We start from the raw sequence: 16699 nt of genomic DNA, 5'->3' as shown, positions 1-16699 counted from the left end.
TTTGTTCTTAAATGAAAATCCTATCTTTGCAGTTCGAACTAAACAAAAAATGCACAAGTCCTATGGAATATTTAGATTTTGAGCTCCCAATAAAAGAACTTGAAGACCAACTAGACAAATGCCAGGTAATTGGCCAAGAATCAGACGTTGACGTATCGAATACTTGCAAGCAGATTGAAAAAAAACTTGAAGAAACTAAAAAAAATATATACAAAAACCTAACTGCCTGGCAGCGCGTTCAGTTGTCAAGACATCCTAACCGTCCTTATACTATGGATCACGTGCATGCATTATGCGGTGATACTTTTCTGGAACTTTTTGGAGACAGAAGTTTCAAGGATGACAAAGCGATGATTGGAGGTTTGGGTAAAATTGGAGGGCAGTCATTTATGATTGTCGGACAGCAAAAAGGATACAATACAAAAACACGCCAGTACCGTAATTTTGGTATGGCAAATCCGGAAGGCTACCGTAAAGCATTGCGTTTAATGAAAATGGCAGAGAAATTCGGTATTCCGGTAATTACTTTGGTAGACACTCCCGGAGCATACCCTGGATTAGAAGCGGAAGAAAGAGGACAGGGAGAAGCAATTGCAAGAAACATTCTTGAAATGATTCGTCTTAAAGTTCCAATTATCACCATTATTGTTGGTGAAGGAGCGTCTGGAGGTGCTTTAGGAATAGGTGTTGGAGATAAAGTTTATATGTTAGAAAATACCTGGTATTCTGTAATTTCTCCGGAATCCTGCTCTTCTATTTTATGGAGAAGCTGGGAATTTAAAGAGCAGGCAGCTGAAGCTTTAAAACTGACTTCATTTGATATGAAAAAACAAAAACTGATTGACGATATTATTCCGGAACCGCTGGGTGGAGCCCACTATGACAGGGAAACAACGTTTAAATCTGTTGAAAAATACATATTGAAAGGATATAACGAATTAAAAGACTTATCAACAGCTGAATTAGTGGCCCAAAGAATGGACAAATACAGCAAAATGGGCGAATTTAAAGAGTAAACCTTACTAAAATCGAAACTAAATCCGAGGCCCCGTGGTTTCGGATTTTTTTTTGGTTATCAACACAATTTTAATACTTATAAACAAAAGTGGCTAACAAATCAAAAGGCTATTTCTTTTAATTTTGGCTACATTCGCATTATGGAAAATCTCAGAAATATAAACCCGGTTAGAGTAGATAAAACTACCATAATCAATCTTGAAAAAGGTAAGCTCCCGCCACAGGCTGTCGAATTGGAAGAAGCCGTTTTGGGGGCTATGATGATTGATAAAAAAGGGGTGGATGAGGTTATTGATATTCTCCAGCCCGATGCTTTCTATAAAGAAGCCCACAAGTATATTTTTGAAGCAATTGTACAGCTTTTCAACGATTCACAGCCCATTGACTTATTAACAGTTTCGGCTCAGCTTAAAAAGAATGCAAAACTGGATCTTTCAGGAGGTGATTTCTATCTGATTCAACTAACGCAGAAAATATCATCTTCAGCACATATCGAGTTCCATTCCAGAATTATTCTTCAAAAATTTATCCAGCGAAGCCTGATAAAAATTTCTTCCGAAATTATTGAAGAATCCTATGATGAGACTACAGACGTATTTGATTTGCTGGACAAGGCAGAATCAAAACTATATGAAGTTACTCAGGGAAATATAAAGAGAAGTTCTGAAACAGCCCAGAGTTTGGTAATCCAGGCAAAGAAAAGAATTGAAGAAATTGCCAATAAGGAAGGTCTGAGTGGTGTTGCTACCGGTTTTGAAAAGTTGGACAAAGTAACTTCAGGATGGCAGCCAAGTGACTTGATTATTATTGCGGCACGTCCGGGTATGGGTAAGACGGCTTTCGTTTTGTCGATGGCGAGAAATATTGCCATAGATTTTAACCATGCCGTAGCGGTTTTCTCTCTGGAGATGTCATCCGTACAGTTGATTACCCGTCTTATTTCTTCTGAAACAGGACTATCATCCGAAAAATTACGTACCGGAAAATTAGAAAAACACGAATGGGAACAGCTTAGTATCAAGGTGAAAAACCTTGAAAAGGCACCATTATATATTGATGATACACCATCGCTATCCATCTTTGATTTACGTGCCAAGGCGCGTCGTCTGGCTTCGCAATATGGAATTAAACTGATAATTATTGATTACCTCCAGTTGATGACAGCCGGTGGTGGTGGAAAAGGAGGAGGAAACCGTGAACAGGAAATTTCTACAATTTCCCGAAACCTGAAAGCCTTAGCTAAAGAATTGAACGTTCCGGTAATTGCACTTTCGCAGCTTTCCCGTGCCGTTGAAACTCGTGGTTCGAGTAAAAGGCCTTTGCTTTCGGATCTTAGGGAATCGGGAGCAATCGAGCAGGATGCCGATATCGTTTCGTTTATCTATCGTCCGGAATATTATAAAATTGACGAATGGGACGACGATGAGCATTCTCCAACAGAAGGACAGGCAGAATTTATCATTGCAAAACACAGAAATGGTAGCTTGGAAAACGTGAGGCTTAAATTTATTGGAAGTTTGGGTAAATTTGACAATCTTGATGAATTTGGAGGTGGTTTCGATGACCTCCCATCAAAAATGAATATGCAGGATGCGCCATTCCTGACCAAAAATCTGCCATCTGCCAATGAAGCATTTGGTAGTAACATGAACAATGTTGACGACGACAGCGATGTGCCATTCTAAAATAGAGTTAAATCCGCCCAATGAGGCGGATTTTTTTATAATTTGCTTCCCTAAACCGTTATCTTTGAAGTAAAATCTTTGGAATGCTTAAAAAAACAGCCTTTTTATTTCTTTTTTTCTTGCTCTCAGTTCCTTCCTGGGCCTCATTCATTTTGCTTCCTATGGATGAAACTACGCAAAAAAATCACCTGAAAGCTTATGGGATAACGTATTGGTCATTAGATAAACAGTACAAGGTAAGTTGGCTTTTGAATTACAGGGGAGGTTCATTTTTACTTCCGGATGCTCCTGAAATCAGAAAAGAATGCCAGATTCGCGGGGTCAGTTTTGAACTGCTTTCTGACAGTCAGGCCAATCAGATTTTGGATGAAATCAGCAGCCCTTCGCAAAATATGGAAACGGTAGTTTTGGAAAAGGCGCCTAAAATTGCAGTATATACACCAAAAGGGAAACAGCCCTGGGACGATGCAGTGACATTGGTACTCACCTATGCGGAAATTCCTTTTACGCCGGTTTATGATGAAGAAGTTTTGGCAGATGGTCTGCTTCTATATGACTGGCTTCACCTGCATCATGAAGATTTTACAGGACAGTATGGCAAATTTTATGGGGCATACAGAAATGCACCCTGGTATATTGAACAAAAGAAAGAAGCGGAAGCATTGGCTAAAAAGTTAGGCTACAGTAAGGTTTCTGATGAAAAATTGGCTGTTGCAAAAAAAATCCGCGATTTTGTAATAGGAGGTGGATTTATGTTTGCGATGTGCTCTGCCACTGACAGTTTTGATATTGCTCTGGCTGCCGACGGAGTGGATATTTGCGAACCTATGTTTGACGGTGATGAAAGTGAGGCAAATTATCAGGCGAAGATAAAATATGAAAACAGCTTTGCCTTTAAGGACTATATTCTGGAAAGAAATCCTATTATTTATGAATTTTCAGATATTGACATGACAATGAAAAGAAACGTACTGCCTGAAAAGGATTATTTTACGCTCATGGAATATTCTGCCAAATGGGATCCAATTCCAAGTATGCTCTGCCAGAACCATACGCAATTGGTTAAGGGTTTTATGGGACAAACCACATCTTTTGATAGCAATCGAATCAAATCGAGTGTTCTGGTTATGGGTGAAAATAAGGTAAACAACGAAGCAAGATATATTCATGGCACAAAAGGGAAAGGAATGTTTACTTATTTTGGCGGACATGACCCGGAAGACTACCAGCATAGAGTGGGTGACGCTCCAACGGTTTTAGACCTGCATCCTAATTCTCCCGGATATAGGCTGATACTTAATAATGTACTGTTCCCGGCAGCAAGAAAGAAAAAACTGAAAACATAATCTTTCCAATCTTTTTAACGGAATGAATTATCAAAAAATACTGCAAGAGGTTTACCTTGAGGCCAAATCGCTTCCGCAAATAGGGAATGTTGCTCAAACAATTCCGCAATTATCAAAAGTAAATCCTGATAAATTCGGAATTCATCTCACAACAATTAAGGGGCAAGACTTCGGAATAGGCGACAGCAATGAAAAATTTTCGATACAGAGTGTTTCCAAAGCGTTAACCGTAGCCCTGGCTTTTTCTTTTATGGGTGAAGAAATTTGGAAAAGAGTAGGAGTTGAGCCTTCTGGAACGGCTTTTAATTCTCTGGTACAATTGGAATTTGAAAAAGGAATTCCCCGAAATCCATTTATAAATGCAGGAGCTTTAGTCATAGCAGACATGCTGGTTTCGCATTTAAAACATCCTAAAGAAGATTTTTTGGCTTTTATAAGGACCATTTCGGGTACACAGGAAATAGACTTCAATTTAAAAGTGGCACAATCCGAAAAAGAGACAGGTTACAGAAATGCTGCTTTGGCTAACTTTTTGAAATCGTTTGGCAATATTGAAAACGATGTTGAAACAGTTTTGGATTTTTATTTCCACCAGTGCTCCATAGAAATGACCTGTAAGGAACTGGCACATTCATTTTATTTTTTTGCCAACGAAGGAAAAACGATGGATGGAAAGCAGATTTTATCAAAAAGTAATGTCAAACGACTAAATGCCCTGATGCAAACTTGTGGTTTTTATGATGAATCAGGAGAATTTACCTATAAGGTTGGCCTTCCTGGCAAAAGCGGAATAGGTGGAGGAATCGCAGCTTTGTTTCCAAAACACTTTACAATAGTGACTTGGAGTCCGCGACTAAATGAAAAAGGAAATTCGGAATTAGGCATGAACGCCTTAGAGTTGTTTACAACCAAAACAGGAATGTCTGTATTCTAATAAAAAAAATCCCAAGCTAAACTTGGGATTTTCTAGTTTCTACGAATAGTGTAGCTTTAGTTTTTTACAAACTTGATGTTTTTTTGGATAGTACCGTTTTCTATCTTTAGAACATAAGTGCCTGAAGCTAAATCTTTTACATCAATCGCAATCGTATCATTATTTGTAAATTCTAAAGATTTTATTTTTTTTCCTGTCATATCGAATACAGAGAATATCTTATTTTCTGCAGAATCTAATCCGGAAACATAAATTTGCTCTTGGGATGGATTAGGATAGATAGTAAAATTGTTTCCAGAATGTTCTTCAATACTAAGTCTTTTATCTCTTTTTGCTATAAATGTAAATGGATTAGTTGTAGGATTACTAATAGTAGTATTTCCCAAAACAAAATTAGAATCGCTTACTTGTCCGCTATAATAAAAAACATCCCCTGTGATATCGAGAATTATAGGATATCTGGAGATAATCGCCTCTGTTATTTTATAATAATCGCTGGCATTCCCGCTGCTATCATATTTTATAGAAAAAAGATTAGGCGTCCAGTTATTAGTTTGAAAAGTTATATTGTTTCCAAAATTTATGTAATTTGCAAAAACTCCTGTTACATACACATTATTGGTACTGTCAATATACATACGATCGAAAAAGTTGTATCCTAATCCTGTACTAGGTTGTGCGTCTGTAGCTAATTTTCCTGATTTTGCCCAAAGAACACTACCGTTTGTAGCATATTTTACTAGGAATGACCCATAATTACTAGGGAAATTAAGAGATACTCCACCAAAGTTGGTTGCAGAGCTATAGATATATCCCAGAAGATAGATGTTATTATTGCTATCAGTGGCAAGATCAGAAACGACACTATTGGCTGAAGAATTTGTTGGTGCCGTATTGGCCCAGGCTACATTGCCCGCATTGTCATATTTGGTTATAAATAAATTTGAATTGTTATTGGTTACTGTTTTCGTAATAGTAATAGAACCAAAAGTTGACGAGCGTGAAAAAATAACTCCTGCAACATATACATTACCTAAATTGTCTATTGCTAATCCTTTTATCTGTGTGCCTAATCTATGAAAGTCGCTAATTGAAGCAGTTCCTGTATAAGTAGACGATTTTAACCAAATTGCATTTCCGGATAAATCGAGTTTGGCAACAAATATTTTGTCCATATTGTTGACTACTGCCGTATATCCAACACTTGGAGTCGTAAGATTGTCAATCGAATAGGTGTCGCCGGAATGGATTCCTGCCATATATAGATTATTGTCTTTGAATTTTAGGAGTGTACTCCCACTAAAATTAAGCGGCTTGCTCCAGATAACATTGCCGTTTAAGTCTAATTTTGCGAGAAAACTCTTGGTCATATTGTCTGTGGCTTCGTAAGTACTATTGCCAATCGTTATGTTACCGTTATAATGTCCGGTAACATAAAAACTGTTATTGTTGTCGTAAGCGATAGAAGTCAGGTTTTCAAATTTTGATCCGGTAAAATGCTTGACAAATAAAAGGTTTCCTTCAGAATCGTGTTTAGAGATATACGCATCCATATATTTCACGTTTGGATTGACTGGTGCCTCGCTGGAATTTGCAATCACGGTTTCTCCGATTGTTACTGAAGTAGAACTGAAGGATCCAATTTGGTAGATGTTTTTCTGATTGTCCATAAAAGAACCGGTAATAGTACCGGCATTTAAATTTTCATAACCCTTGGCCCAACTCCAATCTGAATCTTGAGCATAGATAGAAAAACTTAATAAAAAGAACAGTAATGTAGTTTTATTCATAATTATTTTAGGGATTAGTTAGGTATGTGGATGTAAATATACTAATTAATTAAAATAATTATAAAAAAGAAAGCTGTTTAATGAATTTTCACTAAACAGCTTTTTATGATTTAAATTAGTCCATCCTCATTTTCTTTATCGAGATATTGCTGGACAATTTCGATGGCATTGGTTACGACATCGCTTAATGCGGTGATAAAAGTTCCTTCATCGGCACTATTGATGGCATGTTTAATAGCTTCGGTTTCTTTAGGTATGATTTCGTAAGTGATATCTCTTCCGGATTCTTCGATTCCTTCCAAAATCAAATTGATGATTTCTTCTTCCGTTCTTCCTCTGAGATGTTTTTCCTGTCGGATAATAATATGGTCAAACATTCTGCCTGCAATCATTCCACATTCCTTGATGTCTTCATCACGTCTGTCGCCCACACCTGCAATAATTCCTATTTTTCGGGAAGCCTCGATGTTATTCAGTAAATCTTCAATAGCCATATATCCTGATGGATTATGGGCGAAATCAATCATGACTTTGAATTTTTTGAATTCAAAAATGTTCATACGTCCCGGAGTTTGGGCAACGCTGGGAATAAAGGTTTGAAGTGAAAGGCTGATATCCTCTGTCTTAAAGCCCCATAAATAAGATGCGAGGGTAGCTGCAAGTACATTGGCAATCATGAATTTTGCCTTTCCGCCTAACGTAAGCGGAATATGCGCGGCTTTTTCAACACGTATTTTCCAATCGCCTTTCTTTATCGTAATATATCCGTTTTCATAAACAGCTACAATTCTTCCTTCTTTTCCTAACTTTTTAATCAGCGGATTCTCTTCATCCATACTGAAATAAGCCACATTACATTCCAATTCAGAAGCAATTTTTACACACTCTTCATCATCGGCATTTAAGATAGCCCAGCCGTCTTTTTTTACGCTTCGGACAACAACTTTCTTTACACGTGCCAAATCCGAAAGCGTATCGATATCACTCAATCCTAAATGGTCGGCAGAAATATTGGTAATGATGCCAATGTCACAACGGCTAAAACCAAGGCCGGAACGGAGTATTCCGCCACGGGCAGTTTCTAATACGGCAAACTCTACAGTAGGGTCTTTAAGAATATATTCGGTACTGATAGGCCCGGTTGTGTCACCTTTTTCCAGCATATGGTTTTGGATGTAGATACCGTCGGAAGTAGTGAATCCAACTTTATATCCGTTATTCTTAACGATATGGGCAAGGAGTCGGGTTGTTGTAGTCTTCCCGTTTGTACCGGTAACGGCAATAATAGGAATACGGCTTGGCTTTCCTGGCGGATAGAGCATGTCAATTACAGGCGAAGCAACATTTCTTGGCAATCCTTCAGAAGGAGCAAGGTGCATCCTGAAACCGGGAGCTGCATTAACCTCTAAAATAACACCGCCGTTTTCGTTCAAAGGTTGCGTCAGATTTTCGGCCATAATATCAATACCGCAAATATCCAATCCGATAACCCTGGAAATTCGTTCTGAAAGGAAGATGTTTTCGGGATGCATCATATCGGTAACATCAACAGAAGTTCCACCGGTGCTCAGGTTGGCAGTAGATTTCAGATAGACTATTTCTCCTTTGCGGGGAACAGTTTCTAAAGTATAATTCATCTTTTCCAAAAGATCGGTCGTATCGCGATCTACTGTAATTTCTGTAAGTACGTTTTCATGTCCGTATCCTCTGCGGGGATCCTGATTTTCAATCTCAATCAACTGTTCAATAGTATTGGTGCCGTTTCCTTTAACGTGTGCAGGAACCCTTTGAGCGGCTGCAACTACTTTATTGTCAATCACCAATACCCTGAAATCAAATCCGGTGATAAATTTTTCCACAATAACCCTGCGACTGTATTTTTGGGCATAGGCCAGTCCGGCTTTTGCATCTTCATAATTCGTCACATTAATAGAAGCCCCTTTTCCATGATTGCCATCCAAAGGTTTTATAACAATAGGATAACCTATTTTATCAATCGTATTTTGCAAGTCTTCTTCGTCTACACAAATAGAACCTTTGGCCACAGGAATAGAGGCATTGTCCAGCATCCTTTTGGTTTCCTCCTTATTACAGGCAATATCTACTGCAATACTACTTGTTTTGCAGGTAATTGTTGCCTGAAAACGCATCTGATTAATGCCATAACCCAACTGCACCAAAGAATTAGTTCCCAGACGAATCCACGGAATATCTCTGGCAACGGCCTCTTCGACAATACTTCCGGTACTTGGTCCTAAACGGTCGCGTTCTCTGATTTCACGCATTTTTTGAATATCGGCTTCCAGGTCATAATCTGTGCCGGCTATCAGTGATTCAGCAATTGCTACGGCAGATTCAGCGGCAAAAAGACCAACGTTTTCTTCGGTATAACTGAAAACCACATTATAGACACCGGGAGTTTTGGTTTCACGGGTTCTTCCAAATCCGGTTTCCATTCCGGCCAATGTCTGGATTTCCAAAGCAATATGTTCAATAACATGTCCCATCCATGTCCCTCTTTCAATTCGCATGAAAAAACCTCCGGGTACACCTTCTGAACATCGGTGTTCATACATGGTGGGAAACATGGCTTCGATTCTCTCTTTAAATCCGTCGATCTTATTCGTTGGATATTGCTCCATTTCTTCAAGATCCAAACGCATCTGGATTAATTTTTTTCTGCGGACGCTCCAAATATTTGGCCCGCGTAAGGCTTGTATTTTAAGTATTTTCATAAACGGATGGGTTAAGTAAGTTAATTAAAAGTGTAATTGTTTAGCATGTAAGGAATTATAGGTTATTGTGTGCCGTTTGCTACAGGATAGTAGCTATTGTATACGGATTTCGTTAAAAAAATTAAAATAAATTTCTACTAAAATAATTTTTTTAAAATATCAATCAAAATTTTTTTAAATTTTTACTATAAAACTATTGTTTGGGCTAAATTGTCAAAAGTTTAAATAAATATTACGCGTTTAATTGCGTTTTTTAAGTTTTTGGTTATTTTTACGGAATTCACATACCATTTGAAATGAATATAAAAGGAAAATTAATGATCATTGGAGGTGCTGTAGATAAAGGAAGTTTTACAGAAGCCAGTTTTGATGCCAATGTAGCCAATAACCTGAATTTCTTTGAAACAGGAATTTTAAAAAGGCTTTTGACCGAATCAAAACACAAAGAAAAATCAAGAATAGAAGTCATCACTACGGCTTCAAAAATACCCAGAGAAGTAGGTCCTGAATATGTAAAAGCATTGCAATATCTGAATGCAACCAATGTTGACGTTCTTCATATTGAAAAGAGAGAACAGGCAACAGATCCTGAAATACTGAAAAGACTCAGGGATGCAGATGTTGTCATGTTTACAGGAGGCGATCAGTTAAGATTGACCTCTATTTTAGGTGGAACAGAATTCCACGATATACTTCTTGATAAATACAAAAATGAAGATTTTGTGTATGCCGGAACATCAGCAGGAGCCGCAGCAGCTTCTAACAATATGATTTATCAGGGAAGCAGTTCTGAAGCATTATTAAAAGGAGAGGTAAAAATTACGAGCGGACTTGGACTTATTGACGATGTTATTATTGACACGCATTTTGTTCAAAGGGGAAGAATTGGAAGACTGTTTCAGGCAGTTGTAGGAAATCCTAAGGTGCTGGGAGTAGGATTGGGAGAAGATACAGGACTGCTGATTATAGATGACAAAATGGAAGCTATAGGTTCAGGATTGGTTATTCTGGTTGACGGACATCAAATAAAAGATACCAATCTTACGCAGGTTGAACTCGGACAGCCAATCTCAATCAACAACCTGATTGTACACGTGATGAGCAAATATGATACCTATGACCTCAAAACGAATAAAATGCACATCCAATCCTCTCAATACGTTTAGGAATGAAAATTATAATCCACGGAGGATTCTTTTCGGAGTCATCCACCAGCCAGGAAACCAAAGTAGCCAAGCAAAATGCTTTGTTGCGTATCGTAAAAGATTCGTATGAATTTCTAAAGACGCATTCTGCTTTAGAAACAGTGGTGTATGCGGTTTCTCTTCTGGAAGATGATGAACTGTTCAATGCCGGAATAGGTTCCCAGATACAAAGTGATGGGAAAATCAGGATGAGCGCCTCTTTAATGGATGGTTCAACACACAAGATGAGCGGAGTCATTAATATTGAGGAAGTAAAAAACCCAATCCAGGTTGCCCGGATTTTGCAGGATTATGACGATAAGGTTTTGGGTGGGAGTGGAGCAACAAACTTTGCCCGAAAGCACGGTTTTGAAGTGTTTTCTACAGAAATTCCTCAAAGAAGGACAGAGTATGAGGCAAAAGTAAAAGCTACCGGAACCGGAACTGTTGGCTGTGTTGCTTTAGACGGTGAAGGAAAAATAGCTGTTGCGACATCAACCGGAGGCAAAGGCTTTGAAATTCCGGGAAGGATATCGGATTCGGCTACCGTTGCAGGAAATTATGCCAATGAATTTTGTGGTGTAAGCCTCACCGGTGTTGGCGAAGATATTGTAAGCGGAGCAGTCGCAGCTAAAATCGTAACCCGTGTAACCGATGGATTTTCTTTAAAACAGGCCTTTGAAAAAACATTTAAGGAACTGAAACCTTTTGACGGTTTTGCCGGTGCAATTGCCATTGATAAAGATGGAACAATCTGCCATCAGGATTCACATCCGAGTATGGTGTTTGCCAGTTACGATGGAACTACAGAAGAAGTTTTTCAATAGAAACTATAAAAAAGCCCGGCAATTGCCGGGCTTTTTTATCATTTAGTCTAATGCCATTTCTGTAGAAATTGCGATGCGGTTCCACGCATTGATTGTCGTAATCATCATAATAATAGCAGCAATATATTCTTCGTCAAATAATCTTCGGGCATTGTCGTAGGTAGCTTTTGACAAGTGATTCTGGATTAGGGTAATCTCTTCGGTCATGGCTAAAATTGCCTGCTCTTCTTCTGTATAGAGTTGGGTTTCTCTCCAGGCATTCAACAGATAGATTCTTTGCTCGGTTTCACCCATTTTACGGGCGTCTCTCGTATGCATATTAATACAGTAGGCACAACCGTTAATTTGCGAAGCGCGGATTTTGATGAGTTCTTTGTGGATTGGGGTTAATGAAGTAGAAGCAAGGAATTTCTCTAACCCCATCATTGCTTTATAGGCCTCAGGAGCCGTTTTTAAAATATTTACTCTGGTTTCCATTTTGATGTGTTTTAAAGTTCACAACAAAGTTCCGTAAGATGGATTGGAAAAAACTTGAAGTACTTCAAGAAAACAGATTAGACTTTACCGGCTCTGATTTTACTCAGAAATTCAGGAGAAAAATCAAGATAGGAGGCAAGCATATATTGTGGAACGCGCTGTATAAATTCAGGAAATCTTGAATTCATGTGATGGTAGCGTTCTTCGGCAGACATCGTAAAGAGATATTTGATTCGGGTTTGCGAAGCGCCAAATGATTTTTGAATGATTAACCGGAAGTATCTTTCGAGTTTAGGCAATTCCAGTAATAAGGCTTCAAACGATTTGCGATCTATAGAAAGTGTCTCAATGGGTTCTATGGCCTGTATGTAAAAATGAGAAGGGATTTGTTCCTGGAAACTCAAATAATCAGCAATCCACCAATTCTCAATTCCAAATTGCAAGGTCTGTTCAACACCTTTACGGTTGTTGATATAAAAGCGCACGCATCCTTTTGTGATGAAATATTGTTTGTTGCAGATTTGCCCTTCTTCCAACATAATCTGCTTCTTCCTGAAACTTTCGGTTTCAAAATACGATAGTACGGTTTCTGCTTCCCAATTGTCTAAAGCAATAAACTTTCGTATATGTTGGAGTAAAGGATTCATAAGGCAAATATAGCAATAACAAAAAAACCACCTCTTTCGAGATGGTTTCTTTATAAGTAAGTAAGACAAATAGATTTATAAAACGTTTATTTTACTTTGTTAAGTATAGCTTTGAAAGCTTCAGGGTGGTTCATAGCCAAATCTGCAAGAACTTTTCTGTTCAATTCGATTCCGTTAGCTTTTACTTTACCCATGAATTGAGAATAAGACATTCCTTCCAATCTGGCTCCAGCGTTGATACGTTGAATCCACAAAGCGCGGAAATTTCTCTTATTCTGTTTTCTGTCGCGGTAAGCATAAGCCATTGCTTTCTCAACCGCGTTTTTCGCAACTGTCCAAACGTTTTTACGTCTGCCAAAGAAACCTTTGGCTTGCTTCATTATCTTTTTTCTTCTTGCTCTTTTAGCAACTGAATTTACTGATCTTGGCATAATTTTAATGTTTTTTTGTAGCAGGCGTCCTGAATTTAATCAAAGGATCTTATAAGCCGTACTCCAAGGTTATTTAATTGTTTTAACCTAAAGAATATTTATAGTCAAATGTTGTAAAATCTAAGGTCAATGACTTTAAGACTTTCTAACCTTCGACGTATTAGATAATTCTTAATTGTTCTTTAACGCTTTTCACGTCAGATTGGTGAACCAATGCAGAGTGAGTTAACGCTAGTTTACGCTTTTTAGATTTCTTAGTCAAAATGTGACTTTTGAAAGCGTGCTTTCTTTTGATTTTTCCAGAACCAGTAACTTTGAAACGTTTTTTGGCGCTAGATTTAGTTTTCATTTTAGGCATCTTTTCCTAGTGTATTTGAATTGTCTTACTTACTTATTCTTTAGTCTAAAGTTGCAAAGTATTAAGGTTTGAAAGTCTTAAAGTTGATAAGCTAATATTGAATATCCGACTTTACTACTTTTTCCTTTGTGACTTTTTCCTTTGTGACTTTTAACTTTTTGACTTATTTCTTTTTCTTAGGAGCAATGAACATAATCATTCTCTTTCCTTCTAAAATTGGCAAAGCTTCTACTTTTCCGAATTCCTCTAAATCCTGAGCCAAACGCAATAAAAGAATTTGTCCTTGGTCTTTATAGATAATCGAACGACCCTTGAAGAAAACAAAAGCTTTTAGCTTAGAACCCTCTTTAAGGAACTTCTCAGCATTCTTTCTTTTGAATTCGTAATCGTGCTCATCTGTTTGCGGACCGAAACGAATTTCCTTTACTGTAATTTGAGTAGATTTTGCTTTCAATTCCTTTTCGCGCTTTTTTTGCATGTAAAGGAATTTCTTATAATCCATGATTTTACAAACCGGAGGTTCTGCATTCGGAGAAATCTCAACCAGGTCAAGTTCCTGCTCTTCTGCCATCCTTAGTGCCTCAGAAGTCTTATAAACTTTCGGCTCTACGTTGTCTCCTACAAGGCGTACTTCCGGGACACGAATCAGGTTGTTGATTCTGTGTGCATCTTTCTTTTCTACTCGAGGTTGTTGACCTCTGTTGTTTCTTATTGCTATGGCTCTAAAATTTTAAGTTAAACTCCAAATGTTTTTAATGTCTTTTTTATTTCTTCATCGACAATAGCGGCAAATTCTTCAATTGTAACGCTGATATTTCCTTTACCTTCCTGTCCGTGACGACGTACAGAAACGGTTCCGTTTTTCTCTTCTTCTTCGCCTACAATCAGCATAAATGGGTATTTCTGTACTTCAGCCTCCCTGATTTTTTTGCCTATTGTTTCGTTTCTATTATCAATTAGGGCGCGAATTTCGTGATTTTCTAGCAAATCTAAAACTTTTTTCGCATAATTTTCATATTTCTCGCTCAAAGACAATATAATAGCCTGTTCCGGCATTAGCCAAATCGGGAAATTTCCAGCTGTATGTTCCAGCAAAATAGCAATGAATCGCTCCATCGATCCGAATGGTGCTCTGTGAATCATTACAGGACGGTGCAATTCGTTGTCAGAACCTTTGTAAGTCAGGTCAAAACGCTCCGGAAGATTATAGTCTACCTGGATGGTTCCTAACTGCCACTGTCTTCCCAAGGCATCTTTTACCATGAAATCCAGTTTAGGGCCATAGAAAGCCGCTTCGCCATATTCAACAACAGTATTCAACCCTTTGTCTCTTGCTGCATTGATAATCGCGTTTTCTGCCTTTTCCCAGTTTTCTTCCGTACCTATATATTTAGACCTGTTCTCCTTGTCTCTTAAAGATATCTGGGCGGTAAAGTTTTCGAATCCTAAAGAACCAAATACATAAAGTACCAGGTCGATTACTTTTTTGAACTCTTCATCCAATTGCTCCGGAGTACAGAAAATATGCGCATCATCTTGAGTAAACCCGCGAACACGAGTCAAGCCGTGAAGCTCACCCGACTGCTCATATCTATATACTGTACCAAATTCTGCATAACGCTTAGGTAAATCTTTGTATGACCAGGGTCTTGCATTGAAGATTTCGCAGTGGTGAGGGCAGTTCATCGGTTTCAATAAAAATTCCTCTCCTTCAGCAGGGGTGTGGATGGGCTGGAAACTATCAGCGCCATACTTTTCATAGTGGCCTGAAGTTACATACAATTCTTTTTGTCCGATATGTGGTGTTACTACTTGTTCGTAACCCGCTTTCTTTTGTGCCTTTTTCAGGAACTGTTCCAAACGGTCTCTCAAAGCAGCGCCTTTTGGTAGCCACAATGGAAGACCTTGTCCTACTTTTTGTGAAAAAGCAAACAATTCCAATTCTTTTCCTAGTTTTCTATGGTCACGTCTTTTGGCTTCTTCTAACAATTCAAGATAATCAGTCAGGTCTTTCTGTTTAGGGAATGAAATTCCATAAACGCGGGTCAATTGCTTATTTTTCTCGTCTCCTCTCCAATAAGCACCGGCAATGCTCATGATTTTCATGGCCTTGATGATTCCTGTATTTGGAATATGTCCACCTCGGCATAAATCGCTGAAAGTTGCATGGTCGCAGAATGTAATTGTTCCGTCTTCAAGATTCTGGATTAATTCAGTCTTGTATTCGTTGTCCTTATATATAGCCAATGCTTCTGCTTTTGAAACAGAACGCATTTTGAATTCATGCTTTTCACGGGAAATTTCAAGAACACGATCCTCGATTCTTTTAAAATCAGCATCGGTAATCTTTTGGTCCCCAAAATCTACATCATAATAAAACCCGTTATCAATAGCCGGTCCTAAAGTTAGTTTGATTCCAGGGAATAACTCCTCTAGGGCTTGAGCCATAACGTGGGATGTAGAATGCCAGAACGCTTTTTTGCCTTCTATGTCATTCCATGTATATAATATGAGTGACCCGTCCGTCGTTAGTGATGTCGTCGTTTCAACAGTAGTTCCGTTAAAAGAAGCAGAAATAACATTTCTGGCTAATCCTTCACTAATGCTTTTCGCAACATCCATCGGAGTTACACCTTGTGCAAACTCCTTAACTGACCCATCGGGTAACGTAATCTTTATCATCGTATAAAATTTATGTCCGCAAATATAGAAGTTTCTCAAAATACATACAATATATATACGTATATATAATAGGTGCGATATGTTTTTTGAGATTAAGGGGCGAAAGTAATGGTTGAATAAGGTTTTGTTAAGGATTGGAGGCGACGGTCAAAAAAAAAGTTTTAACTCAAAGTAGTGTTTCGCAGGGAGTTAGCTTTTGGGTTAAGAAAATATCAAAAAAAAGTTACCAAAAAACTTGCAAAACGAATAAAAGGTGCTACTTTTGCACCCGCAATAAAGGCGAAGTTCATAGGTAAATACTGGCAGGAAGCAGGTTTAAAAAAGGGATAAATTTTTCCAAAAATAAATTTGCGAGTTTCAAAAAAGGTTTTTACTTTTGCACCCGCAATCAGGGCAACGTTCATAGGGAAAATGCGATACCGGCTTTCAGGAAAAAAATTTTCCCGAAAAGCTTGCGTGAAACGGAAAAGGTCCATATCTTTGCCGTCCGTAAAAACGGTAAGGCCTCCGGCAAAAAAAATAAAATTTTTTTTCCGAAAAGGCTTGCGGGACTCGAAAAGAGTGTTACCTTTGCAGCCGCTCCGCG

Annotated in this window: 14 protein-coding genes; 6 read left to right on the top strand and 8 right to left on the bottom strand. The window is 38.2% G+C overall.

What is annotated here, in order from left to right:
• Positions 1-62 precede the first annotated feature (62 nt).
• The 4 genes from B0G92_RS15510 to B0G92_RS15495 all read left to right on the top strand — a co-directional run bounded on the left by B0G92_RS15510 (position 63) and on the right by B0G92_RS15495 (position 4982).
• Positions 63-1016: an acetyl-CoA carboxylase carboxyltransferase subunit alpha gene (locus tag B0G92_RS15510; RefSeq protein ID WP_101472913.1), complete on the top strand. Its 954-nt coding sequence runs from the start codon at positions 63-65 to the stop codon at positions 1014-1016.
• Between the two features lie 141 nt (positions 1017-1157).
• Entirely contained in the window at positions 1158-2702 is a 1545-nt protein-coding gene (dnaB, locus tag B0G92_RS15505) for a replicative DNA helicase (RefSeq protein ID WP_056073019.1), read from the top strand.
• A gap of 83 nt (positions 2703-2785) precedes the next feature.
• The gene (locus tag B0G92_RS15500) at positions 2786-4048 is read left to right on the top strand and encodes a hypothetical protein (RefSeq protein ID WP_056072596.1); all 1263 of its coding nucleotides are present in this window, start codon (positions 2786-2788) and stop codon (positions 4046-4048) included.
• A gap of 22 nt (positions 4049-4070) precedes the next feature.
• Positions 4071-4982, top strand: coding sequence for a glutaminase (locus B0G92_RS15495; RefSeq protein WP_101472912.1), 912 nt, complete (start codon positions 4071-4073; stop codon positions 4980-4982).
• A gap of 56 nt (positions 4983-5038) precedes the next feature.
• Here B0G92_RS15495 and B0G92_RS15490 read toward each other — a convergent pair whose 3' ends face one another.
• Both B0G92_RS15490 and cphA read right to left on the bottom strand, forming a co-directional pair.
• On the bottom strand, positions 5039-6772 hold the full coding sequence (locus tag B0G92_RS15490; protein ID WP_101472911.1) for a T9SS type A sorting domain-containing protein: 1734 nt from the start codon (positions 6770-6772) through the stop codon (positions 5039-5041).
• Between the two features lie 110 nt (positions 6773-6882).
• Positions 6883-9507: a cyanophycin synthetase gene (gene cphA, locus B0G92_RS15485; RefSeq protein ID WP_056072583.1), complete on the bottom strand. Its 2625-nt coding sequence runs from the start codon at positions 9505-9507 to the stop codon at positions 6883-6885.
• 296 nt (positions 9508-9803) lie between these two features.
• Between cphA and B0G92_RS15480 the strand changes: the two genes are divergently transcribed.
• Positions 9804-10673, top strand: coding sequence for a cyanophycinase (locus tag B0G92_RS15480; RefSeq protein WP_056072581.1), 870 nt, complete (start codon positions 9804-9806; stop codon positions 10671-10673).
• Between the two features lie 2 nt (positions 10674-10675).
• On the top strand, positions 10676-11518 hold the full coding sequence (locus B0G92_RS15475) for an isoaspartyl peptidase/L-asparaginase (RefSeq protein ID WP_101472910.1): 843 nt from the start codon (positions 10676-10678) through the stop codon (positions 11516-11518).
• Positions 11519-11560: 42 nt separating this feature from the next.
• On the opposite strand, the gene B0G92_RS15470 is transcribed toward B0G92_RS15475, so the two are convergent.
• The 6 genes from B0G92_RS15470 to thrS form a co-directional block, all read right to left on the bottom strand.
• On the bottom strand, positions 11561-11995 hold the full coding sequence (locus B0G92_RS15470; protein WP_101472909.1) for a carboxymuconolactone decarboxylase family protein: 435 nt from the start codon (positions 11993-11995) through the stop codon (positions 11561-11563).
• A gap of 77 nt (positions 11996-12072) precedes the next feature.
• Positions 12073-12642 carry a Crp/Fnr family transcriptional regulator gene (locus B0G92_RS15465; RefSeq protein WP_056072571.1) on the bottom strand — a complete coding sequence of 190 codons (570 nt, stop codon included), beginning with the start codon at positions 12640-12642 and terminating at the stop codon, positions 12073-12075.
• An 86-nt stretch (positions 12643-12728) separates the two neighbouring features.
• Positions 12729-13073, bottom strand: a complete 345-nt coding sequence (gene rplT, locus B0G92_RS15460; protein ID WP_056072568.1) for a 50S ribosomal protein L20 — start codon at positions 13071-13073, stop codon at positions 12729-12731.
• A 160-nt stretch (positions 13074-13233) separates the two neighbouring features.
• Positions 13234-13431, bottom strand: coding sequence for a 50S ribosomal protein L35 (gene rpmI, locus B0G92_RS15455; RefSeq protein ID WP_014164268.1), 198 nt, complete (start codon positions 13429-13431; stop codon positions 13234-13236).
• A gap of 163 nt (positions 13432-13594) precedes the next feature.
• Positions 13595-14143 carry a translation initiation factor IF-3 gene (gene infC, locus B0G92_RS15450; protein ID WP_082482234.1) on the bottom strand — a complete coding sequence of 183 codons (549 nt, stop codon included), beginning with the start codon at positions 14141-14143 and terminating at the stop codon, positions 13595-13597.
• A 23-nt stretch (positions 14144-14166) separates the two neighbouring features.
• The gene (thrS, locus tag B0G92_RS15445; RefSeq protein ID WP_056072562.1) at positions 14167-16113 is read right to left on the bottom strand and encodes a threonine--tRNA ligase; all 1947 of its coding nucleotides are present in this window, start codon (positions 16111-16113) and stop codon (positions 14167-14169) included.
• Positions 16114-16699: the final 586 nt, after the last annotated feature.

Source organism: Flavobacterium lindanitolerans (assembly GCF_002846575.1).
Taxonomy (GTDB): Bacteria; Bacteroidota; Bacteroidia; order Flavobacteriales; family Flavobacteriaceae; genus Flavobacterium; species Flavobacterium lindanitolerans.
The sequence above is the reverse complement of the archived record's forward strand: the minus strand, read 5'-3'. Positions and strand labels throughout refer to the sequence as shown.